At 69.3% G+C, this 23,380-nt stretch carries 20 protein-coding genes; 10 read left to right on the forward strand and 10 right to left on the reverse strand.

What is annotated here, in order from left to right; genetic code table 11:
- Positions 1–72 precede the first annotated feature (72 nt).
- Positions 73–1,938 (reverse strand): DEAD/DEAH box helicase, encoded by a 1,866-nt coding sequence (locus tag BJY22_RS15045; protein WP_167207262.1) that lies wholly within the window; start codon positions 1,936–1,938, stop codon positions 73–75.
- Positions 1,939–2,255: 317 nt separating this feature from the next.
- Here BJY22_RS15045 and BJY22_RS15050 point away from each other — a divergent pair, with 317 nt between their 5' ends.
- A complete protein-coding gene (locus BJY22_RS15050) occupies positions 2,256–2,936 on the forward strand; it encodes a ferritin-like fold-containing protein (protein ID WP_167207264.1) in 681 nt (226 codons plus the stop codon).
- Positions 2,937–3,099: 163 nt separating this feature from the next.
- Here the strand turns inward: BJY22_RS15050 and BJY22_RS15055 are convergent, their stop codons facing one another.
- The 5 genes from BJY22_RS15055 to ligD form a co-directional block, all read right to left on the reverse strand.
- A complete protein-coding gene (locus tag BJY22_RS15055; RefSeq protein ID WP_337758705.1) occupies positions 3,100–3,372 on the reverse strand; it encodes a GlsB/YeaQ/YmgE family stress response membrane protein in 273 nt (90 codons plus the stop codon).
- Positions 3,373–3,517: 145 nt separating this feature from the next.
- The gene (locus BJY22_RS15060) at positions 3,518–3,745 is read right to left on the reverse strand and encodes a DUF3107 family protein (RefSeq protein WP_167207266.1); all 228 of its coding nucleotides are present in this window, start codon (positions 3,743–3,745) and stop codon (positions 3,518–3,520) included.
- Between the two features lie 121 nt (positions 3,746–3,866).
- Complete coding sequence (locus tag BJY22_RS15065) at positions 3,867–4,496, reverse strand: TetR family transcriptional regulator (protein WP_167207268.1); 630 nt, start codon at positions 4,494–4,496, stop codon at positions 3,867–3,869.
- 153 nt (positions 4,497–4,649) lie between these two features.
- Positions 4,650–4,856 (reverse strand): hypothetical protein, encoded by a 207-nt coding sequence (locus BJY22_RS15070; RefSeq protein ID WP_167207270.1) that lies wholly within the window; start codon positions 4,854–4,856, stop codon positions 4,650–4,652.
- Between the two features lie 51 nt (positions 4,857–4,907).
- Positions 4,908–5,834, reverse strand: a complete 927-nt coding sequence (ligD, locus tag BJY22_RS15075; RefSeq protein WP_167207272.1) for a non-homologous end-joining DNA ligase — start codon at positions 5,832–5,834, stop codon at positions 4,908–4,910.
- A gap of 42 nt (positions 5,835–5,876) precedes the next feature.
- On the opposite strand from ligD, the gene BJY22_RS15080 reads away from it, so the two are divergent.
- From BJY22_RS15080 to moeZ, 3 genes are all read left to right on the forward strand, one after another.
- Positions 5,877–6,791, forward strand: a complete 915-nt coding sequence (locus BJY22_RS15080) for an alpha/beta fold hydrolase (protein WP_167207274.1) — start codon at positions 5,877–5,879, stop codon at positions 6,789–6,791.
- A 177-nt stretch (positions 6,792–6,968) separates the two neighbouring features.
- Positions 6,969–9,605: a Calx-beta domain-containing protein gene (locus tag BJY22_RS15085; RefSeq protein WP_337758708.1), complete on the forward strand. Its 2,637-nt coding sequence runs from the start codon at positions 6,969–6,971 to the stop codon at positions 9,603–9,605.
- Positions 9,606–9,725: 120 nt separating this feature from the next.
- Positions 9,726–10,916, forward strand: coding sequence for an adenylyltransferase/sulfurtransferase MoeZ (moeZ, locus tag BJY22_RS15090; protein WP_167207278.1), 1,191 nt, complete (start codon positions 9,726–9,728; stop codon positions 10,914–10,916).
- Between the two features lie 52 nt (positions 10,917–10,968).
- Here the strand turns inward: moeZ and BJY22_RS15095 are convergent, their stop codons facing one another.
- From BJY22_RS15095 to BJY22_RS15105, 3 genes are read right to left on the reverse strand one after another with little or no spacing between them, the layout of a single operon-like run.
- On the reverse strand, positions 10,969–11,691 hold the full coding sequence (locus BJY22_RS15095; protein WP_167207280.1) for a hypothetical protein: 723 nt from the start codon (positions 11,689–11,691) through the stop codon (positions 10,969–10,971).
- A gap of 26 nt (positions 11,692–11,717) precedes the next feature.
- Positions 11,718–12,503: a maleylpyruvate isomerase family mycothiol-dependent enzyme gene (locus tag BJY22_RS15100; RefSeq protein ID WP_167207282.1), complete on the reverse strand. Its 786-nt coding sequence runs from the start codon at positions 12,501–12,503 to the stop codon at positions 11,718–11,720.
- Positions 12,500–13,144: a TetR/AcrR family transcriptional regulator gene (locus BJY22_RS15105; RefSeq protein WP_167207285.1), complete on the reverse strand. Its 645-nt coding sequence runs from the start codon at positions 13,142–13,144 to the stop codon at positions 12,500–12,502. Before BJY22_RS15105 ends, BJY22_RS15100 begins: the two co-directional genes overlap by 4 nt.
- Positions 13,145–13,232: 88 nt before the next feature.
- Here BJY22_RS15105 and BJY22_RS15110 point away from each other — a divergent pair, with 88 nt between their 5' ends.
- The 6 genes from BJY22_RS15110 to BJY22_RS15135 all read left to right on the forward strand — a co-directional run bounded on the left by BJY22_RS15110 (position 13,233) and on the right by BJY22_RS15135 (position 22,713).
- Entirely contained in the window at positions 13,233–13,499 is a 267-nt protein-coding gene (locus BJY22_RS15110; protein ID WP_167207287.1) for a DUF2277 domain-containing protein, read from the forward strand.
- 101 nt (positions 13,500–13,600) lie between these two features.
- Entirely contained in the window at positions 13,601–14,440 is an 840-nt protein-coding gene (locus BJY22_RS15115; protein ID WP_167207288.1) for a TIGR03560 family F420-dependent LLM class oxidoreductase, read from the forward strand.
- A gap of 9 nt (positions 14,441–14,449) precedes the next feature.
- Positions 14,450–14,746, forward strand: a complete 297-nt coding sequence (locus BJY22_RS15120) for an MGMT family protein (protein WP_167207290.1) — start codon at positions 14,450–14,452, stop codon at positions 14,744–14,746.
- Between the two features lie 165 nt (positions 14,747–14,911).
- A complete protein-coding gene (gene tnpB, locus BJY22_RS15125) occupies positions 14,912–16,252 on the forward strand; it encodes an IS607 family element RNA-guided endonuclease TnpB (protein ID WP_167207292.1) in 1,341 nt (446 codons plus the stop codon).
- Between the two features lie 3 nt (positions 16,253–16,255).
- Positions 16,256–19,477, forward strand: coding sequence for an ATP-dependent helicase (locus BJY22_RS15130; RefSeq protein WP_167207294.1), 3,222 nt, complete (start codon positions 16,256–16,258; stop codon positions 19,475–19,477).
- Complete coding sequence (locus BJY22_RS15135; protein ID WP_167207296.1) at positions 19,477–22,713, forward strand: ATP-dependent DNA helicase; 3,237 nt, start codon at positions 19,477–19,479, stop codon at positions 22,711–22,713. Before BJY22_RS15130 ends, BJY22_RS15135 begins: the two co-directional genes overlap by 1 nt.
- A 71-nt stretch (positions 22,714–22,784) precedes the next feature.
- Here the strand turns inward: BJY22_RS15135 and BJY22_RS15140 are convergent, their stop codons facing one another.
- Entirely contained in the window at positions 22,785–23,330 is a 546-nt protein-coding gene (locus BJY22_RS15140; RefSeq protein ID WP_167207298.1) for a Uma2 family endonuclease, read from the reverse strand.
- Positions 23,331–23,380 lie beyond the last annotated feature (50 nt).

The raw sequence follows: 23,380 nt of genomic DNA on the forward strand, positions 1-23,380 counted from the left end.
TCGTGGTTTACCGCCCTAGGACGGCCCACGAGGGGCTGGGTGTTGCAGCTTCAGATCACCATTCGGAAACGGTCACTCCGGCGCTTTGAACAACGGCGTCGTGGAGGCCGCACGCGGTGCCGCCTTCTTCTCGGCCGTCTTCCGCGCCCGCTTCACGGGCTTCTTCTCCGCAGGCACCTCGGCGTCAGCATCAGCTGCCTTCGCCTCTGCGGTCTTGCGAGTGCGCGTGCGCTTGGCCGGCTTCGGCTCCGCCGGGTCGTCAACCGGAGCCGCATCCTTCACCGCGGCCTTGGCCGCCGGCTTTTTCGCCGGGGTCTCGGCCGCAGGCTCCGTCGCCTCGGCTGTCTTGCGGGTCCGGGTGCGCTTGGCCGGCTTCTTCTCGGCGACCGGCTCGGCCTGCTCCGCAGCCTCCTCGACCGGCGCGGCCTCGGCTGTCTTGCGCGTCCGGGTCCGCTTGGCGGGCTTCTCGACCGCAGGCTCAACCGCCTCAGCGGCCTCCTCGACGACCGCCGGCGCGGCGTCCTGCGGCTCGGCCGTCTTGCGGGTGCGCTTGCGCGGCTTGCGCGCCGGCGCCTCCTCCGTGACGACCTGCCCGGCGTCCTGCTGGCCGACCTGCTCGGTTGCTACAGGGACCTCGGTCTTGTTCGTGACGTCCGCGCCCTCTTCGACGGGCTGGCCCGCACGGGTGCGCTTGCGCGTCCGGTTCCGGCTGCGCTTCCGCCCGGGACGCTCGCCGTCCGACTCCTCGCCAGCGCGCCGGCCCCGCGGCCGGTCCTCGCGCGGCTCACGTGCCTCGCGGGCCTCCGGTGCGCGCGCCGGACGGATCCGGCCCTTCGCGTCCGACGGGATCCCGAGGTCGTGGAACAGCTCGGGCGAGGTGGAGTAGATCTCCTGCGGCTCGTCGTAGGGCAGGTCGAGCGCCTTGTTGATCACCTTCCACCGGGTCACGTCCGGCCAGTCGACGAAGGTGACGGCGATGCCGCTGGCCCCCGCGCGTCCGGTCCGCCCGATCCGGTGGATGTAGGTCTTCTCGTCCTCGGGGCAGGTGTTGTTGATGACGTGCGTGACGCCCTCGACGTCGATGCCCCGGGCCGCGACGTCGGTGCAGACCAGGACGTCGATCTTGTCGCCGCGGAACCGCGTCAGCGCGCGCTCGCGGGCCTGCTGGTTCAGGTCGCCGTGGATCGCGGCGGCCTTGAACCCGCGGTCCTGCAGGTCGTCGGTCAGCCGCGAGGCCTCGCGCTTGGTCCGGCAGAAGATCATCACCCGGCCGCGGTCGTCGGCCTGCAGGATCCGGGCCACCACCTCGGGCTTGTCCAGGTCGTGCGCCCGGTAGACGAACTGTGCCGTGGTCGGCACCATCTGGGTGTCCTCGTGCGACTCGGCCCGGATGTTCAGCGGGTGCCGCATGTGCGTGCGGGCCAGCCCGATCACGGCCGACGGCATCGTTGCCGAGAACAACATCGTCTGGCGGAGCTCGGGGGTCTTGCGCAGGATCCGCTCGACATCGGGCAGGAAGCCCAGGTCGAGCATCTCGTCGGCCTCGTCGAGGACGAGGACCTTGATGTGGCTCAGGTCGAGAACGCCGCGATTGGCCAGGTCCAGCAGGCGTCCCGGCGTACCGACAACCACATCGACGCCGCTCTTCAGGGCGTCCAGCTGCGGCTCGTACGCGACGCCGCCGTAGATGGTCAGGATCCGCACGGTTCGCACGGTGGACGCGGTCACCAGGTCCTTCGCGACCTGGATGGTGAGCTCACGGGTCGGCGTGACGACCAGGGCCTGCGGCTTGCCCGGGGCGGCGAGCTCCTCGTAGTCGGCCTCGCCGGGGGAGATCGTGCGCTGCAGCAACGGGATGCCGAAGCCGAGCGTCTTGCCGGTGCCCGTGCGGGCCTGGCCGATCAGGTCGGTGCCCATCAGCGCGACGGGGAGCGTCATTTCCTGGATCGGGAACGGCTCTTTGATGTTGACGCGGTCGAGTGCGTCACAGATCTCGGGCAGAACCCCGAGCTCTCGGAAGGTGGTCAGGCTGATCGCCTCTCACATGCTTGTGCGGACAGATGCTCAGTGGCCGGGCGCCTGGGGCTGGAAAGCCCCGATCGTGAGGCGCGGGGACACTGTGCAAGCACCTCGCACCAGCTTGCCCATCTGGGCGCGTCACCGGCGAATCGCTCACCAGTGTAACCGCAGCAGCTGTCAACGCCGCTTCGTGTGGCATGCGCCACTCGCGCGGGTGGCCAGATAGGGTGCCGGGCATGGAGCAGACGGCCTTTGATGATCCCGCCTACCGGGCCGCGGCGGTGGATCTGCTGGGAGTGCTCGCGTACGGCGAGCTGACCGCGTTCGAGCGGATGGCGGAGGACGCCAAACTGGCACCGACCCTGGACGACAAGGCGGAGCTGGCGGCGCTGGCGACCACCGAGTTCGGGCACTTCCAGCGGCTCCGGGACCGGCTCGTGCAGCTCGGGGTGGACCCGATGGACGCGATGCGGCCGTTCGTGACGCCGCTGGACGCGTTCCACGACCACACCGCGCCGTCGGACTGGCTCGAGGGCCTGGTCAAGGCGTACGTCGGGGACGGTCTGGCCAACGACTTCTACCGGGAGATCGCGTCGTTCGTGGACGCGGAGACCCGGGCGCTGGTGCTGGAGGTGTTCGCGGACTCCGGGCAGGCCGAGTTCGTCGTGGACCGGGTCCGGGCCGCCATCGACGAGGACCCGAAGCTCGGCGGCCGGCTGGCGCTATGGGGCCGCCGCCTGGTCGGCGAGGCGCTCAGCCAGGCGCAGCGGATCGCCGCCGACCGTGACTCGCTCGCCGCCCTGCTGGCCGGCAGCGTCGACCGCCCCGGCCTCGACCTGGCCGCCATCGGCCGGATGTTCACCCGCCTCACCGAGGCCCACACCGCCCGCATGACCGCCCTCGGCCTCCAGGCCTGAAGCCCGATTTGCCTGGCTGACCCACCAAACAGTGGGTTCTCCACCCTGAATCCGGGTGGAGAACCCCACATTTGCCTGGTGGGCCAGGCAAATGTCGCGGGCCGGGAACGGCAACGGCCGCCTTGCCCCCTGCGGGGCCGGCGGCCGTTTGGTGGTGCCTGGTTCAGGCGGCTTTCGGTTTCCGTGCCGCGATCACCGCGATCACGATCGCGGCGCAGATGACCTGGATCAGGTACTGGATCCAGTCCGGGCCGGACGTGTCCTTGACACCGAGGAAGTAGGCGATCAGACCACCGAGGAAGGCGCCGATGCCGCCGCCCAGGATGGTCCAGCCGAGGCTGATGTTCTGCTTGCCGGGGAGCACCAGCCGGGCCAGCGGCCCGAAGACGATGCCCGCGATGAGGCTGACGATGATCATCCAGATCCAGAAACCCACGATTCCTCCTAGAAGGGGGTGGTGACCCGCGCCCGATCAGGTGCCCCGTGACAACCAGACCAATCGCGACACAGGTCTCACCGTCATCGTGCCCCCTGAGCGCCCCGGTGCAACCCGGACACGCGTGACTGTGTCCGGAACGGGATCAGATCGCGCCGAACCCGACCTTCCGCGTGGACACCTCGCCGATCTCGACGTACGCGAGCCGGTCGGCCGGTACGAGGATCCGGCGCCCCTTGTCGTCGGTCAGCTGGAGCAATCCGGTTTTGCCGCTGAGTGCCTCCGCTACCTGCTCCTGGACCTCATCCGGGGTCTGGTCGCTCTCCAGAACCAACTCACGATTGGCGTGTTGCACGCCGATCTTGACCTCCACGAAACCCTCCGGGCACGCTCCGACCGGCGGCTCTCGCCGGTGACGGTTCGAGCCTATCCGCTAGCCCTGCCCAGCTCTCACCCGTCCGCCGAGAGCAGAACCTCGGGTACGCCGGGACGCCTCAGCCGTCGGTGCGCGGGAAGCCCCGGATGCCCCGCCAGGCCAGCGAGGCCACCAGGTCGGCGGCGTGCTCCTGCGGGATCGACGGGTTGCCGGCGCCCAGCCAGTACCGGGCGCTGACCTGCGCCATCCCGACCAGGCTGACCGCCAGCACCATCGACTGCTCGCGGCTCAGGCCGGCGTCGGCGCTGATCACCTCGGAGACCGCCTCGGCGCACGCGTGGGTGACCCGGTCGACCCGCTCGCGGACGGCCGGCTCGTTGGTCAGGTCCGACTCGAACACCAGCCGGAAGGCGCCCTGCGCGTTCGCCACGTAGTCGTAGAACGCGTGCATGGTGGCCGCGACCCGGAGCTTGTTGTCCTCGGTCGACTTCAGCGCGTCCTGCACAGACGCCACGATCGCGTCACAGGACGTGTCCAGCAGCGCCAGGTAGAGCTCCAGCTTGCCGGGGAAGTGCTGGTACAGGACCGGCTTGGACACCCCCGCCCGGTCCGCGATGTCGTCCATCGCGGCGGCGTGGTAACCGTTCGCGACAAAGACTTCCTGGGCCGCCTCGAGCAGTTGCGCGCGACGCGCCAGCCGGGGCAGGCGGCTGCCGCGCTTCGGTGCGGTCTCCGGTGTCGTCGACACGTCGGGCTCCTTCGGTGGTGCACTCGGCGACGGTCTTCGTCCGCCTGGTCGTTCCCCGAATCCTACCCAGCAGTCCTTCCGGCCAGTAGCTTCCCCGCCGACCCTACGTCCATCGTGGGAGAGCCGGGCAGTTCCAACGTGGTAACAATCACGTCAGCGGTAGTCGTCCTCGTCGGTGTCGCCGACCTCGCGGCGCTGGTCCGCGACGTCCGCCGGATCCGCCTCGCCGGGGCCGGCGGAGTCCTCGGTCCGGTCGTCCACCACTGTCGACGTCATGCGCTGCTCGAGGGCGTCGGCCTCGGGGGCCTCGTCGGGCAGCTCCTCGTCGCCCGGGCCCTCGTAGTCGGTCTCACTGGTCATGCGACTCGCTCTCCTCTCGGACTGCGACAGCTACGACTCGGATCGCGACACCTACGACGGTAGCGGCTGCGGATCGTCGTACAGCCCCTCCAGCACGTCGCCGTACTCCTCGATCCGGGCGAGTACCTCGTGCGGCAGGAACCTCAGGTCCTCCGGTGCCCCGGCCGATGCCACCTCGTCCCAGTCGATCGGTGTCGACACCCGTGGCTCGTCGGAGCCGCGGAGCGAGTACGGCGCGAGGGTGGTCTTGGCGCTGGCGTTCTGGCTCCAGTCGATGAACACCTTGCCGGGACGTAGCGCCTTGGTCATGTTGGCGGTCACGCTCTCCGGCAGCGCCTCGGCCAACTGCTCGGCCAGCTGCTTCGCGAAGGCACTGGTCAGCTTGGACGACACGGGCTCGATCGGCACGTACAGGTGCATGCCCTTGTTGCCGGACGTCTTCGGCCAGCCCTCCAGGCCGAAGTGGTTCAGCAGCTCGCGCAGCGCCAGCGCCACATCGCAGCAGTCGACGATCGTGGCGCCCGGCCCCGGGTCGAGGTCGAACACGATCAGGTCCGCTTTGGGGTCTTTGCCGTGGTTCGACGCGCCGATCCGCCACTGCGGGACGTGCAGCTCCAGCGCGGCCAGATTGGCCAGCCATACGACGGTCTGTACGTCGTCTGCGACCACGAAGTCGGCCTCGTCGCGGCCGGTCGAGCTGCCGGGTGTGGGCAGCGTCACGGTCCGGACCCAGGACGGCGTACCGCGGGGTGCGTTCTTCTCGAAGAAGTACTGCGCCTCCGTGCCGTCCGGCCACCGCTTGCGCGTGAGGGGCCGGTCGGACAGGTGTGGCAGCAGCAGGGCAGCCACCTGGTGGTAGTAGTCGATCACCTCTGCCTTGGTGAAGCCGGTCTGTGGATACAGGACCTTGTGGAGGTTGGTGAGCTTCATGGTCTGCCCATCCACCTCGGTCGTCAGCTGCTGCTGCGCTCCCGCCATGTGTTCCAGTGTCCACCTGGAGGGCGTCCTAACATGGGTGTCGTGGATAGCTACGGGCCAGTAACCGGCGACGCCGTACCCGTGGAGGTGCAGCAGTGGCCGGAGCGACGGGTGCCGGTTGCAGGAGTGGATCTGCTGGTCAGAGATGTTCCCGGCACCGCACCGGACCTGCCGCCCGCTCTGTTCGTCCACGGCCTCGGTGGGTCCTCGCTGAACTGGACCGCCCTGGGCCTGCTGCTGAACGACCGCATCCGCGGCATCGCCCCCGATCTGCCCGGTTTCGGACGTACGCCGCTGGCGGGAGTGACCGGGATTCCCGAGCAGGCCGCCGTCCTGATCCGGCTCCTGGAGCGGGAGTACGACGAGCCGGTCCACGTGTTCGGGAACTCGATGGGTGGTGCCGCGTCGGTGGCGCTGGCCGCGCAGCGTCCGGACCTGGTGGCGTCGCTGACCCTCATCTCGCCGGCACTGCCGCACCCGCGGGTGTCGGCGAGCGCACTGTGGTTCACCGCGCTGGCGACGCCGCGGCTCGGTCCGGTCGTACTGGAGCGGACAGCCCGGTTGCCGTTCGCGCAGCGCTTCGAGGCGTCGTTGGCGCTGGTCTTCGGGGACCCGCGTTCGCTGCGGCCCGAGGTACGCGCGGCGTACGAGGCGGAACTCCACCGGCGCGACACCGACCCGTGGGGCCGGCAGGCCACGGTGGACGGTGCGCGCAGCATCCTGCGCTCTTCGCTGGCCAGACCGCGCCGGTCGCTCTGGGCGGATGCCGCCGGCGTGGAGTGCCCGGTGCTGTTGATCTACGGCGGCAGGGACCGCCTGGTGGACGCACGGATCCGCCTGAAGGCGCAGCGCACCTTCCCGAACGCGCACCTGCTCTACCTGCCGCAGTCCGGCCATGTCGCACAGATGGAGCACCCGGAGGAAGTGGCGCGCGCGTTCCGTCAGTTGATCGCCTGATCGAGTCGAATCCGAGGCGCGGCCGAGATACGGCTGAGCGGCGGGTCAGGTCAACTTGTCCGCGTGATTGGCAGAACCGCCCGAAATCTGTCGTTGTCCGTCGCTGTGTTGCTCGGTCTGGGGCCCCTTCCCGCCACCGCCGCTCCGCCATCGGTTGCTGCAGGCAATCAATGGGACGTGCGCGCTGTTGCCGGTGGCTACCAACTGGCACTGCACCTGAACTCGCCCGCACCGCTGCGTGCGTCGCTGCCGTTGCTGGAGGTCGACGGCAAACCGCTGGGTGTCGCGAGACAGTCGCCGGACCGGAAGACCTTGACACTCGTCACCACCGACCCGGCGGTTGCGAGCGCACGCGACGTACGTCTGGTCTGGTCCGGTGACCTGGGCAAGCAGAACGCCGGCAGGGGTCGTGGCACCGCCGAAGGACCCACGGACGCCGACTGGCTGAAAGCGCGGCGCGGTCCGCTGCTGCCGTCGGACCCTGGCGCGCTGGGGAAGTACAAGGTCGACGCGGCGGAGTACGACCTGGGTGACGAGGCCGTCTACCTGCCTGGACTCGCACACCGGTCCGAGTTGCGCGGCAAGGTGTACTCACCGCGCGGTGCGGTCGGTCCACGGCCTGTGGTCGTGTTCCTGCACGGCCGGCACGAGGTCTGCTACGGCGAGCCCACCAACCCGTCCGACAGTGAGAAGCCGTGGCCCTGTCCGCCTGGCATGAAGCCTGTCCCCAGTTACCGCGGGTACGACGCACCTGCGACCGCACTGGCCAGCAACGGCTACCAGGTCGTGTCGATCAGCGCGAACGCCGTCAACGGGTGGGACAGCGAGGCGTACGACGCCGGCGCACAGGCCCGGGCCGAACTCGTCCTGGATCACCTGGCGTTGTGGCGAAGGTGGTCGACGATCGGCGGCGGACCGTTCGGCGCCCGCTTCGTCGGCAAGCTCAACCTGCAGAACGTCGGCCTGATGGGTCACTCACGAGGCGGTGAGGGCGTCGCCCGCGCCGCTGTGCTGAACGCGGACCGCGGCGGCCAGTACGGCATCCGCGCCGTACTGCCACTGGCTCCCACGGACTTCGCCCGCGCCACGGTGCCCGGTGTCGCGATGAGCGTCCTCCTGCCGTACTGCGACGGTGACGTGGCCGACCTGCAAGGGCAGAAGTTCTATGACGACACCAGGTACTCCGTCGGTGGCGACACCGCGCCGCGATCGACCGTCACGGTGATGGGCGCCAACCACAACTTCTTCAACACCGAGTGGACACCTGGGCAGTCAGTCGCGCCGTCGGGCGACGACTGGTTCGGCGACGAGAAGGCGTCGCCGTGCGGAGCGAAGTACCCGGGCCGCCTGACCGCGAAGGAGCAGCAGGCTGTCGGTACGGCGTACATCGCGGGCTTCTTCCGCCTGCAGTTGGGGCACGAGACGCAGTTCCTGCCGCAGTTCGACGGGTCGGACTCGCGGGCGGCCTCCGCCGGTAAAGCCGTCGTACGGGTGGTGTCGCAGGCGCCACTGGGGTCGCGGCAGGACCTGAACCACTTCGACCAGGCGCTGCCGGCCGGAGCGGTCAGCGGGAAGGTGTCTGCGACGGTGTGTGCCGGTGTCACCAGTACTGCGGTCCGGGCTGCGCTGCCGACGTGCATGACCACCGATGACTGGGCTGACGCGCCGCACTGGGGGATGGCGTGGTTCGCCCCGATGGCACCTACCACGGCGGTCACCAAGCTGAAGTGGTCCGGGACGAACGGGGTAGTGCGGGTCGCAGTACCTGCCGGACAACGCGACGTACGACGCTTTGCGGCTCTGACGTTCCGTGCCGCGCCGGATCCGGTTGGTGCACCGAAGACCGACCTGAGTGTCCGGGTGGTCGACGGGCACGGTCGTGCGGCCGCCGTACCGGTCTCTGCTGTCAGTGACGCGCTGGTTCGGATGCCGGGCAGCAGCGACAGCGGGCTGCCGAAGAACCTGCTGCGGACGGTACGCATCCCGGTGGCGTCGCTGAAGGGCGTGGACCTGCGGGACGTGCGTGCTGTGGAGCTGCGGACGGACAGGGTGGCCAGCGGGTCGGCGTACGTGAGTGATCTGGGGTTCTCGTCGCCTGGGCTCGGCTACTCGGCGCCTGCGGTGCTGCTGCCGAAGCTGTCCGCGTCCAGCGTCACTGTGAAAGAGGGGGACGCGGGGACACGTTTGGTGGACTTCTGGGTCCGCCTGTCCCGGCCGAGCATCCGACCGGTCAGTGTGTACGTCGAGACGAACGGGGAGTTGGGGGAGTCGGTCGGCAGGGTGGCGCGGCGGTTGGTGTTCAAGCCGGGACAGGTGCGGCAGAAGGTGACTGTGCCGATCACGGCGGGCACCCGGGACAGCTACGACCTGGCGTTCAACCTGGTGCTGTCCGCGCCGCGGGACGGTCTGCTGGACAGGTCCTTCGGCCGCGGCCTGGTCATCGACGACGACCCGACTCCAACCCTCACGCTCGGGGCCTTGAAAACGGTGGAGAGGACCGGGGTCGCCGCCTTCCCGGTCAAGCTGTCCGCTCCGAGCGACAAGTACGTCAGCTTCTCCGGCGTCCTGAAGGACGGCACGGCGGTGATCCGCAGGGACTACGCCGGCGTGAACGACGACGGCACCGGCCCGGCGGACCGGACGATCGACGGGTACGTCGAACCGGGCAAGACGACCGGCGAGCTCCAGGTCAAGATCCTCGATGACAAGGTGCAGGAGCCCACCGAGACCTTCACCGCGGTCATCGATCTCGTGGACGGCGCCCTGATGACGGTCCCGAAGCCCTTGACGGCCGTGGTCACCGACAATGACTGAGACGCGGGTACCGGGATGTGGACTCTGTCGGGGGCGCTTGGGATAGTGCGGGAACATGGGGGAGGGACAGATGGTTGAAACCTTCAGATCCCGTTCGACGTCTTCCTGAGGAGCCGACACGTGTCACTGCCACCGCTGGTCGAACCGGCCGACGAGCTGACGATTGACGAGGTGCGGCGGTATTCGCGGCACCTGATCATCCCCGAGGTCGGGATGGCCGGGCAGAAGCGGCTGAAGAACGCCAAGGTGCTGGTGATCGGCGCCGGCGGTCTCGGCAGCCCCGCGCTGCTGTACCTGGCCGCCGCCGGGGTCGGCACGCTCGGCATCGTCGAGTTCGACACCGTCGACGAGTCCAACCTGCAGCGCCAGATCATCCACGGCCAGTCCGACGTCGGCAAGTCCAAGGCGCAGTCGGCCAAGGAGTCGATCCTCGAGGCCAACCCGTACACCAACGTGGTCCTGCACGAGACCCGGCTGGACAACGACAACGTCTTCGAGATCTTCGAGCAGTACGACCTGATCGTCGACGGCACCGACAACTTCGCCACCCGCTACCTGGTGAACGACGCCGCGGTGCTGCTCGGCAAGCCCTACGTCTGGGGCTCGATCTTCCGCTTCGACGGCCAGGTCAGCGTCTTCTGGGCCGAGCACGGCCCGTGCTACCGCTGCCTGTACCCGGAGCCCCCGCCGCCCGGCATGGTCCCGTCCTGCGCCGAGGGCGGTGTGCTGGGCGTGCTCTGCGCGTCGGTCGGCGCCGCGCAGGTCACCGAGGCGATCAAGCTGCTCACCGGCATCGGCGACCCGTCGCTCGGCCGGCTGAACATCTACGAGGCGCTCGACCTCAACTGGCGCACCCTGAAGGTCCGCAAGGACCCGAACTGCGCCATCTGCGGCGAGAACCCGACCGTCACCGAGCTGATCGACTACGAGAGCTTCTGCGGTGCCCTGACCGAGGAGGCGGCCGACGCGGCCGTCGGCTCGACCATCTCGGTGAAGCAGCTCAGCGAGTGGATCAAGCTGCAGGAGAACGGCGAGAAGGACTTCGTCCTGATCGACGTCCGGGAGCCGAACGAGTACGAGATCAACAAGATCCCGGGCTCGGTGCTGATCCCGAAGGCCGACTTCCAGACCGGTGTGGCGTTGGAGAAGCTGCCGCAGGACAAGCAGCTGGTCTTCCACTGCAAGTCCGGCGTCCGCTCCGCCGAGGTGCTCGCGATCGCCAAGGGCGCGGGCTTCTCGGACGCGGTGCACGTCGGCGGCGGCGTGGTGGCGTGGGTCGACCAGATCGACCCGAGCCAGCCCTCGTACTGAGCAGACCGAGCAGACGGAGGGGTCCCACAGCACGTGGGACCCCTCCGTTCGGCTATCTCACGCGCACCGGCTGGTACGCCGGGTCGTCGCAGGTGATGCGCAGGTCGTCGAGGCCGAACCACTCGCCCTCCACCGTGCAGTGGTCGCCGATGTTCCGCCCGTCGAGGACGATCTCGTCGCGCTGGTACTTGCCGTGGTGGCGCCACTCGACCTGCGCGCCGTACATCTCGGACAGCCGTCGTGTCACCCCCGGATAGTCGGGCCGGAAGGCCAGCTGCACGGTCACCACGACCATGACGATCAGGACCGCGACTGCGCCGAGGAACAGGCTGCGCTGCCGCTGCGACCACGGCGTACGGCGCCACTTCGGTCCACGCCGCTGCTCCGCGCCGTCCGTACTGCGTTCGTCTTCGTCACTGCGTTCGTCTTCGTCGGTACGGCGTGACGCCCGCGCGGCATCGGCCGCCAGAACTGCGGCCCGCTGCTCCGGCGTGATCTCCCCGTCCTCCCGGCCGTTCTCGAGGCCGTACAGGCAGTCCAGGTACGCGCGACCCAACGGGTGCCATTCCCATGCGTCCACGACCACGTCGTCGTTGTCGCGCAGCTCCCGTGCGGCACCGGCAGCATCGCCCGCGTCGTAGCGCTCCATGGCCCGCTCGACAGCACCGGCCGCCTGCTCGAGACCCTCACGGGTGGTGAAGGTAGGGAGCTGGTCGGGCGGTGCGGTCAGGGCCCGGGTGATCCGGTCGTGCAGGAGCTGCAGTCGTGATCGCACACCATCGATCTTCGTCGTGCAGGGTGTCAGAACGGCATGCGGCAGCTCGCCACCGCCTGGACGGCGTCTGCGTCGCCGGTCACCACCGGATGGTCGTCCCGGCCCGACAGGGTCCGCATGTAGCCGACAGCATCCACAGCGGCGCGACCTACCGGCTCACCCTTCCCGAGCCGGTAGGTCCCACCTCCCTGCCCGGTCAGCTCGAGTACGACGGCGGGCCGGTCGTTCCAGAACGGTCCGGACGCCTCCAGGTCGTAGACCACCTGCGCGATCCCTTCCCCGGCGTACGGTCCGGCGTCGAACGGCCGTGCCAGCGCCTGGCACACGTCGTCGCGATGCATCCACAGGTCCCGCGCCAGCAGGATGTCCTGCACGTAGCCGAACGACATCCGGGGCGCCGGGTCCACCTGCATCGAGATCCGCCGGAACAGCTCCGGAGCGCGTGAGATCTTCCGTGTCGCCTTCGCCCACACCTGGTCGAACAGCTCCCGCAGCTCACCCGGCGGCGTACCGCGATGTTCGTCGGCCTGCACGATCATGTGCGCGTCGAAGCGTGGCACTCCGGGGTACGCCCGCTTGTTCTTGAGCCACCGCCGCGGGAACGAGGTCGGCTTGATCACGTCCTCCGCCTGCCCGATCAGGTGGCCGGCGATGTCCGCGACGTCCCACGCGTCGCAGACGGTGCGCCGGTGCCACTCGTCCCCCTCGATCGACGCGAGCAGCTCGCGCCACGCCTTCAGCTCGGCGTCCCGGTGGATCCGGCACCGTGCGCGGTCGGCCCGCCCGATCTGCTCCGCGAGTACTGCGGTCATCTTCTCCCCCTGGTTGGTGCGTAGTGCTGGTAGAACATCTCGAGTACGACGGGAAGCAGCCGGCTGAATCGCCCCTCCTCGAAGGGCGCATCCGGCTCGTTGGCGATCTGTTGTGACAGCACCCCCGACGTGACCGACGTCAGGACCGCGAGCCCCTCGTCGCTCGCTGCGTCCGGATGCAGCCGGCCGGCGTCCACCGCGGCCTGCAGGTGCCGGCGAACGTCGGCCAACGTCTCCTGCGCCGGTGCGAACGCCTCCGGGCTCGGCTCGAAACCGGGAACCGTGCGCCAGAACAGCAGTTGCGAATACACCGGGTTCTGCATGCACCAACGGGCGAACGCGGTGGTCCCGATCAGGTGCAACTCGACCACGTCGTCGGTCGTGGCGGCGGCGACCGCGTCCCGTTGCGCAGCCTGGAACAGCTCCGCGCCGCGCTGGAACAGCGCATCGTAGATCGCCATCTTCGACGGGAAGTACTGGTACAGCGACGGCGGCTGCATGCCGAGCCGCCGCGCCACCGCCGACAGGCTCAGCGCCGCGACCCCCTCGGCCTCCATCAGCTCGATGGCGACGTCGAGGATCTCGCCGATCGTCTCCTGACGGCGGCGGGTACGGCGGTCCGGTGCGGCAGCAGTGCTCATACCATGAGGAGAACCTAATGGCATTAGGGATGTCAATACCTCGTAGGACTCTGGAGACTGTCCGTCGCTCCGCGTACTGTCTTGAGGCATGTGCAGAAACATCACCGTGCTCCGGGGACTCGAGCCGTCCGCGACCTCCGAGGAGGTCTACGCGGCCGCGTTGCAGTACGTCCGCAAGGTGACGGGGGTCGGCTCGCTGAGCGCGACCACCCGCGGCCCGATCGAGCGCGCGGCCACCGAGGTCGCGCGGATCACCGAGCAGCTCCTGGAGGAGATGCCGGCCCGCCGGACGCCCCCGCAGACCGTGCCGCCGCTGCGCCGCCCCGAGGTCCGCGCCCGCCTCGGCCTCGACTGAGCCCGCGTCGCGGAGTTCCGGCCCCCGCTGATCGCCGGGCGGGGTAGTGTCGCGTCCCGGAACAGGTTTACCCCTGGACGGTTGCCTTAGGGAGGCGCGGGATGCGGTTCGCGATCAAGACCAGGCCGGAACACACCACTTGGCAGCAGATGCGGGACGTGTGGGTCGCGGCGGACCAGTTCGAGATCTTCGAGTCCGCCTGGCACTGGGACCACTTCTACCCGCTGAGCGGTGACATGCAGGGCCCGAACCTGGAGGCCTGGACCACGCTCGCCGCGCTCGCGCAGGCGACGTCGCGGATCCGGGTCGGCTGCCAGGTGACCGGGATGATCTACCGGCATCCCGCGGTCCTCGCGAACATGGCGGCGACCACCGACATCATCAGCGGCGGCCGTCTCGAGCTCGGCATCGGCGCCGGGTGGAACGAGATGGAGACCGCGGCGTACGGCATCGACCTCTACCCGCTGAAGGAGCGCTTCGACAGGTTCGACGAGGGCACCCAGGCGATCATCGCGCTGCTCACCGAGAAGGTCGCGAACTTCGACGGCAAGTACGTCAAGCTCACCGAGGCGTACTGCGAGCCGAAGCCGGTGCAGACGCCGCACCCGCCGATCACCATCGGCGGCAAGGGCCCGAACCGCACGCTCCGCGCGGTCGCCAAGTGGGCGCAGCAGTGGAACGTCATCGTCCCGAACCCGCAGGAGTGGAAGCCGCTCAAGGACGTCCTGGTCCAGCGCTGCGAGGAGGTCGGCCGCGACGTCGGCGAGATCACCTGCTCGGTCAACGTCCGCATCGACCCCGACAGCCCGCTCGACAAGGCGGTCGCGGAGGCCGCGGCGTACGGCGAGGCGGGGGTCGACCTCGTCGTCATGAACCTGCCGCTCGACGCGCCGCCGTCCGTCCTGGAGCCGCTCGCGAAGGCGCTCGCCCCGCTCGCCTAGATTGGGTTCGTGGACAGGGAGGAGTACGTCGAGGCCGTACTGCGGGCCGTGGAGTCGATCCCGGAGGGCAGCGTCGCGACGTACGGGGACATCGCGGAGTACGTCGGGCAGGGCGGACCGCGGCAGGTCGGCGCGATCATGCGCGAGTACGGTGCCAGTGTGCCGTGGTGGCGGGTGATCCGCGCGTCCGGCGTACCGGCCGACGAGGTCGGTGACGAGCAGCTGCACCGGCTGCGATCGGACGGCGTCCGCATCACCGACGGCCGCGTGAACCTCCGGGCCGTCCGCTGGAATCCGGAGGACTGACCACCGGAACCTGTCCGCTTTCCGACGATCTGCAGGGTTCCCGGGGTGCGCCGCGCGTTTTGTCGGTGGGGTCTGTTGAGATGTGTCGGTGGTCAGCAGACAAGGCAAACGACGGCAGTTCCTCGTGCCGCGACGTACTTCTGCGGTGCTGACCGAGGAGTTGCGGTGACACTGCGGGCATACAAGTACGCGCTGAACCCGACCCCGCGCCAGGCCAGGTACATGGACGGGCATTGCGGTGCCGCGCGGCGGGCTTACAACTGGGGACTTGGGCGGGTCAAAGCAGTGATGGATCAGCGCGCGGCGGAAGTTACCTACGGCGTACCTGCGGCGATGATGACACCGCCGATCTCGTGGACGATGTACTCGCTTCGCAGAGACTGGAATCTGGCCAAGAACGAGGTTGCGCCGTGGTGGGCGGAATACTCCAAAGAGGCCTACGCATCCGGCCTGACTCAACTGGCCGCCGCGCTGAAGAACTGGGGCAAGTCCCGCAACGGCACGCGCCACGGACGCGCGATGGGATTCCCACGGTTCAAGTCCAAGCGCAAAACGGTCAAGTCGTGCCGGTTCACCACCGGCGCCCTCGGCTGTGAAGAGCGGTACGCCGTGCTTCCGCGCATCGGGCGGGTACGGCTGCACGAGACGCCAGCATCAGAGCTGCGCGACGGCACGGCCCGGATCCTGGCCGCGTCGATTCGGTTCGAGCGTGGCCGGTGGTTCGTGGCGTTTACTGTCGAACAGCACACACCGGCTCAGGCCCCGCGGCGGCCCGATGCAGCAGTTGGCGCGGACCTGGGCGTCAAGAATCTCGCGGTTCTGGCTGAGCCGGAAGGCGAACCGCTGACAGTGCCGAACCCCAAGCACCTGGGCGCGTCGCTGCGGAAACTCGGCCGCCTCTCGCGTCGCGTGTCCCGCCGCCTTGGCCCGGACCGTCGCACCGGTCAAGGGCCATCTAAGAGGTGGACACGCGCCAACGCGCAGCGCAACCGCGTCCATCACACGGCCGCGTATCAGCGAGTCGACGCCCTACATAAGCTCACGACTGACATCGCCCGTGAATACGGCACCGTCGTCATGGAGGACCTGAACGTCGCCGGGATGCTGAAGAACCGCCGCCTTGCCCGCCGAATCGGTGATGCCGGGTTCGGCGAGATCCGGCGGCAACTGGCGTACAAGTCCGACTGGAACGGCGGACGGCTGATGGTCGCCGACCGTTGGTTCCCGTCGAGCAAAACCTGTTCGAGCTGTGGAGTGGTGAAAGCCAAACTGCTCTTGTCCGAACGCGTTTACACATGTGAATCCTGCGGTTTGAAGATGGACCGTGACGAGAACGCAGCGCGCAACCTCGCCGCGCTGGCAGTCGCCGTCAGTGGGACGGAGACGTTAAACGGACGTGGAGCCGACCAGAAGACCCGGCCTACCGGGCAGGTGGTTATGAAACGTCTACCCGGCAGCCTTGTGTGTGAGACCGGGACCGCCTCGCCAGAGGCTGTAGGTGCGTAGCCAATGACTACTCAACTTCAACGGTCCCGGTACCGGTTGGTCCGGGAGGAGCGCAGGAGCGCGGACGCGCCTGTCCTCGATGCTGATCAGCAGGCCGTCGTGGATCATCCGGGTGGGCCGTTGCTCGTGCTGGCCGGCCCGGGGACCGGGAAGACGACGACGTTGGTGGAGGCCGTCGTCGACCGCGTCCGGCGCCGTGGGCTGAGTCCGGACGAGGTGCTGGTGCTGACGTTCGGTCGGAAGGCGGCAACGGAGCTTCGGGACCGCATCACCGGCCGGCTCGGGCGGACCACGCGCGTGATGCCGTCGATGACGTTCCATTCGTTCTGCTACGCGTTGCTGCGCCGGTTCACTCCGGCCGACGCGTTCGACGTACCACTGCGGCTGCCGTCCGGGCCCGAGCAGTCGCTGCGGTTGAGCGAGGCGTTGTCGGGCAGTCGTGAGGTCGGCGCGGTGCACTGGCCGGGCAGTCTGCATCCGGCGTTGAAGACGCGAGGGTTCACCGACGAGGTGCAGGCGGTGATCGGCAAGGCGCGGCAGTTGGGGCTCGACCCGGAGGACCTGTCCGCGATCGGGCGGTCGGCGGAGCGGGCCGAGTGGGTCGCGGTCGGTGACTTCTTCGAGGAGTACCTGCAGGTGCTCGACGCGGAGCAGGTGCTGGACTACTCCGAGCTGATCCATCGCGCGGTGATCCTGGCGCAGCAGCCGCACGTGCAGGCGAAGCTGCGCACCGAGTTCAAAGCGGTGTTCGTGGACGAGTACCAGGACACCGATCCCGGTCAGACCAAGCTTCTGCAGGCGATCGCGGGCGACGGCCGTGACCTGGTCGTCGTCGGCGATCCGGACCAGTCGATCTACACGTTCCGCGGGGCCGACGTGCGCGGGCTGCTGCGGTTCACCGACGAGTTCCGGACGCGCGACGGCGCGGAGGCCGCGCAGATCGCCTTGGGTACGACGCGACGCTTCGGGACCACCCTGCAGCGCGTGTCGCGCAACGTCGTCAACCGGCTCGGCGTCCCGGGGTCGCTGGACAGGGACACGTTCGACCGCTTCCGGAACCCGGACGCCTCGTCGTGTGTCTTCGGCCCCGGAAAGGTCGAGGCGAACCTGTACTCGACCAGCGGTGCCGAGCTCGAGCACATCGCGGACCTGCTGCGGCGGGCGCACGTCCAGGACGGCATCGGATGGCACGAGATGGCCGTGCTGGTGCGCTCCGGGAGCCGCTCGATCCCGCCGTTGCGCCGGGCATTGTCGGCGGCCGGTATCCCGGTCGACGTGGCGGGCGACGAGCTGCCGTTGTCGCGTGAGCCCGCCGTACGACCGATGCTGCTGGCGTTGCGGGCGGTGGCCGATCCCGAGACGCTGACCGTCGACGTCGTCCGGGCGTTGGCGCTGTCGCCGTTGGGCGCGATGGACGCCGGGCAGTTGCGGCGGCTGGCGCGGGTACTGCGACGGCGGGACCGGGACGCGGCGGGTGGTCAGCGGTTGCCGCGCTCGTCCGACGAGCTGTTGCGGGAGGCATTGCTGAACCCGTTGCTCCTCGACGAGGAGGCGTCGCCGGCCGAGGCGCGGTTCGCGGCGCTCGGCGAGCGGTTGCTCAAGGCAAGGAACATCGTGACCGCGGGCGCGGCGCCGGACGAGGTGATGTGGTCGCTGTGGTCGGACTCGCCGTGGTTGCGGCGATTGCGCGGCCAGGCGTCGGCAGGCGGCGAAACGGCGCGGACCGCGAACCGGGACCTGGATTCGTTGTGCGCGTTGTTCGACGCGGCCGGCCGCGCGGAGGAGCAGGTCGGGTTCAAGGGTGTCTCGGCGTTCCTGTCGGAGCTGGAGTCGCTGGACATCGCGGGCGACAACCGGTTCGACGCGACGTATCGCGAGGCCGGCGTACAGCTCATGACGGCGCACCGGTCGAAGGGCCTGCAGTGGCGGCTCGTCGTGGTCGCTTCGGTGCAGGAAGGTCAGTGGCCGGACCTCCGGCGGCGAGGGTCGTTGCTCGAGCCGGACCGGTTGGGGCCTGACGGATTGATCGACCCGTTGTCGGCGGGCGCGCTGCTGGCCGAGGAGAGACGGCTGTTCTACGTCGCGATCACGCGGGCCCGCGAGCGGTTGATCGTGACCGCCGTCCAGGCCCCCGAGGCCGACGGCGATCAACCCTCCCGCTTTCTTGCCGAGCTGGACATTCCTTTGAAACTCGTGGCGGGACGGCCGCGGCGGCCGTTGTCGCTGCCGGGGCTGGTGGCCGATCTGCGCTGCGTGCTGGCGGCCCCGGCGTCGTCTCCGGCGCTGAAGCGGGTGGCCGCGGACCGGCTGGCCACGCTGGCGGATGCGGTGGACGAGCGGGAGCAGCCGCTGGTGCCGACCGCGGACCCGTCGCGCTGGTGGGGTGTGCGGGAGCGGACGGAGTCGGTTCGGCCGATCGCCGATCCCGAGCAGCCGGTGCCGTTGTCGGGGAGTGCGCTGACGACGATCGTGGACTGTCCGCTGCGCTGGTTCCTGACCCGGCGCGCGGGCGGGGAGACGCAGAGCACATCGGCGCTCGGGTTCGGGTCGGTGCTGCACGCGTTGGCGGATGCGGTCGCGACCGGGACGCTGCCGCCGTCGGTCGACGAGCTGAACGGGTGGCTCGACAAGGTGTGGACACAGCTCGAGTTCGAGTCCGCGTGGATCTCGGACCGGGAGCGCGGTGAGGCGGAGCAGGCGCTGCGACGCTTCGTCGCGTGGCACCAGGGACGCCCGGACCGGACGCTGGTCGGGACCGAGGTCGAGTTCGACGTCCTGCTGCCGGACGAGGAGAAGCCCGCGGTCCGGGTGAACGGCCGGATGGACCGGGTCGAGAAGGATCCCGAGGGGAAGATCCGGGTCGTCGACCTGAAGACCGGCCGCTCGATCCCGACGAAGCCGGCGCTGGAGCGGCACGTCCAGTTGGCGATCTACCAGCGTGCGATCAACGCGCGGCAGCTGAAGAAGCTCGGCGAGGACGCGGAAGCCGGCGGAGCCGAGCTGGTGCAGTTGCGCCACGACGACAACGGGGGCTTCCCGAAGGTCCAGCCGCAGGCCCCGCTGGAGGCCGACGAGGACGGCCGGACCTGGCTCGACGAGGCCGTCGACGACGCCGAGTCCCTGATCCGCACCGAACAGTTCACCGCCCAGCGCAACGACGGCTGCAACCGCTGCGAGGCCCGCTCGCTCTGCCCCATCCAGCCCGAAGGCCGGGAGATCGTCTGATGCCCGCGGTGGAACTGCGCACCACAGCCGACCTGTGCGACTTGCTCGGCATCCCGTTCAGCGATCAGCAACTCGCGGCGATCACCGCACCGCTCGAGCCCGGGGTGATCGTGGCGGGCGCCGGATCAGGTAAGACGACGGCGATGGCGGCCCGGGTCGTGTGGCTGATCTGCACAGGGCAGGTGAAGCCGGAGGAAGTACTCGGACTGACCTTCACCAAGAAGGCGGCGAACGAGCTCGACGTCCGGATCCGCGAGGACCTGACGAAGGCCGGCGTCCTCGGATCGACCCTGCCGCGCGACCAGCACCCGATCCTCGCGGCGCACCTGCGCAGCAACATCCCGAACTGGGAGCCCGAAGAGCCGGGTGAGCCCGTCGTGTCGACGTACCATGCCTTCGCCGGCACGCTGATCGCGGAGCACGGGCTGCGCCTCGGCCTCGAGCCGGACTCGCGCGTGCTCGCCGACGCCACCCGGTACCAGCTCGCCGGTCGCGTCGTACGGCGGTCCGCCGGGCCGATCCGCTTCGCGTCGCATCATGTGCCGACGCTCGTCAACAGCCTGCTCGCGCTCGACGGTGAGCTCGCGGACCACCTGCTCCGGCCGGACGACATCCGCGACCACGACGACGCCGTACGGCGGGAGGTCGCGGCTGCCCGCAAGCAGACGGTGGAGGTCCGCAAGCTCGCGGAGACCGCGTTGAAGCGTGGGGAGATCCTGCAGCTCGTCGAGGAGTACCAGGCGTACAAGGGGGAGCGGGGCGTCGTCGACTTCGCCGACCAGATGGCGCTCGGCGCGCGGCTGGCCGAGGAGTGCCCGGAGGTCGCGGCCGTCGAGCGAGCGCGGTACAAAGTCGTGCTGCTCGACGAGTACCAGGACACGTCCGTCTCGCAGCGCCGGATGCTGACCGCGCTGTTCGCCGGGCCGGATCGCGAGCACGGTCGCGGACATCCGGTGACCGCGGTCGGCGACCCGTGCCAGGCGATCTACGGCTGGCGTGGCGCCTCCGTCGCGAACCTCGACGAGTTCCCTGAGCACTTCCCGCAGGCAGACGGTTCGCCTGCTCGGCGTTATGTGCTGAGCGTCAACCGTCGCTGCGGCAGCCGGATCCTCGCCGCCGCCAACCAGCACGCCGCCGAGCTGTACGAGCAGCATCCCGGTGTCATTCCGCTCGAAGCCCCGCCGGACGCTCCGGAAGGGGCGATCACCGTCGGCCTGTTCGAGACCCGTTCGCAGGAGATCGAGTGGGTCGCCGACGCGATCGTCGCCGCGCACCGCACCCGCAACCGCCGCTGGAAGGACATCGGCATCCTGATGCGGACGAACGTCGACCTGAGCGCGGTCCACGAGGCGCTGATCGCGCGCAAGGTCCCGGTCGAGGTGGTCGGCCTCGGCGGACTCCTCGCGCTGCCGGAGGTCGTCGACGTGGTCGCGACGCTGCAGGCCGTCAACGACCTCACCGCGAACGCGGCGATGCTGCGCATCCTGACCGGCCCGCGGTACCGGATCGGCCACCGCGACCTCGCCCTGCTCGCCAACCGCGCCCGCGCACTCGCCGACGCGGGAGAACGCCCCGCCGCCGACGACCTGGTCGCCGCGCTCGACGCGGCCGTCGCCGGGATGGACTCGACCGAGGTGATCTCGCTGGCCGAGGCGGTCGACGATCCGGGCCCGGCGGCGTACGCGCCGGAGGCCCTGGTGCGCTTCAAGGAGTTGTCGACCGAGCTTCGCGAACTGCGCGCGCACGCGGGTGAGCCGTTGCTGGATCTGGTCCGCCGGGTGATCGGCACGATCGGACTGGACGTCGAGCTGACCGCGACCCCTGACCACGTCGACGCCGGCCGCCGCGATCACCTGGCCGCGTTCCTGGATGCCGTGGGCAACTTCGTGTCGACCGAGTCGGACGGGTCGCTGGACGGTCTGCTCGCGTACCTGGCCGCCGAGGAGGAGTACGCCGCCGGTCTCGACCTCGCCGTACCGAGTGAGGCGGACTCGGTGAAGCTGCTCACCACGCACCGGTCGAAGGGACTCGAGTGGCCGGTCGTGTTCGTGCCGACGCTGGTGTCGAAGGTGTTCCCGTCGGATCGCGGCCGGGACAAGTGGACGACGAACGCCAAGGTCCTGCCGTGGCCGCTGCGCGGTGACGCCGACACGCTGCCGGACATCCACGACCTGACGAACGCCGGGCTGAAGGCGTTCGCCGACGAGTGCAAGGACATGAACGCGCTCGAGGAGCGCCGGCTCGGGTACGTCGCTTTCACCCGGGCGAAGGAGTTGCTGGTCGCGACCGGGCACTGGTGGGGTCCGACGCAGAAGCGCCCGCGCGGACCGTCGTCGTACCTGGAGACGTTGAAGAAGCACGCCGGCGATCGGGTGATCGCGTGGGCGGATCAGCCGGAGCTGACCGAGGAGAACCCGGAGCTCGCCGAGCAGACGCAGGCGCCGTGGCCGACCCCGTACGACCGGGAGTCGTTCCAGCGCCGGCTGGAATCGGCCGCGCTGGTCCAGCGGGCCCGCGCCGAGGGGCCGTCGATCGAGGCAGAGGAGTCGCTGCTGCTCGACGAGCAGGCGACGGTCGCGCGCTGGGACTCGGAGATCGAGCGCTTGTTGTCCGAGGCAAGGGAAAGCCGGAGCCGGAAGGCGTACGACGTGACGCTGCCGGCGGCGCTGTCCGCGACGCAGGTCATGCGGCTCGCGAAGGACCCGGACGGGCTCGCCGCCGAGCTGGCGCGTCCGATGCCCCGCAAACCCAACCGGGCGGCGCGTTTCGGCACCCGCTTCCACGCCTGGGTGGAGAGCTACTTCGGTCAGCAACTGCTGCTCGACCCGGACGACCTCCCCGGCGCCGCGGACGAGGACATCGTCGACGACCGGGACCTCACCGACCTGATGGACGCGTTCCGCGATGGCCCGTTCGGCGACACCACGCCGTACGAGATCGAGGCCCCCTTCGCGCTGGCGATCGACGGCCGGGTGATCCGCGGCCGCATCGACGCCGTCTACCAGGTCGTCCGCGAGGACGGTTCACGTGGCTATGACGTCATCGACTGGAAAACCACCCGCGGTGAAACGGCCGACCCCCTCCAGCTCGCCATCTACCGGGTCGCCTGGTCCGAACTCATGAACATCCCCCTCGACCACGTCACCGCAGCCTTCTACTACGTCCGCACCGCCGACATCATCCGCCCCGAAAACCTCCCCGACAAACAACAACTCATCAGCTTGCTGAACGGCTGACCATCAGCAGGTTGGGGAGTTCTACTGCCCAACGGGGGAGGGTAAACCTCCCCAGGCCGGTCTGCGGACTGTTAGACGACGAGGTCGGCGGGGACGATGCGGACCGGGAACGGTAGTTCGGCCTCGAACGCTTCCTTGCCGGTGACAACTGCCCGCTCGACGTAGGTCTCGCCCTCGAGTTCGAGCACGGTGAGTTCTTCCTCGGCCGGGTCGAACATCCAGTACGCCGCGACGCCGCCCTGCTCGTACAAGCGTCGCTTGAGAACGCGGTCCGCCAGGCTCATCGACTGCGAGAGAACCTCGACCGCAAGCAGCAACGGCTTCTCGATCGTCTTGTGCCCTACGTCCTCCCGGCGGCAGACGAGCACATCAGGTTGCAGCGACCGCGTAGGTGTCGGCTGGTAGTCCATCGGTGCGACCAACACCTTCAGGTCGCCGGGGCAGTGGTGCCGAAGCACATAGGTGAGCTCGACCACCGCAGTCTGATGGATCGCCAACGGACCCGGCGACACCAGCAGCATCCCGTCGACCAGCTCGTAGCGGTTCTCGTCGTCGGGAAGCGTTTCGAGATCGGCCAGGGTGAAATGACCCGGCGCAAGTGTTTCCACGTACACCATGGTGGTGCCTCCTACTCGATCACACAACCAGCATGGCGGCGCGTGGTTGG

Source organism: Kribbella shirazensis (assembly GCF_011761605.1).
GTDB classification, from domain to species: Bacteria; Actinomycetota; Actinomycetes; order Propionibacteriales; family Kribbellaceae; genus Kribbella; species Kribbella shirazensis.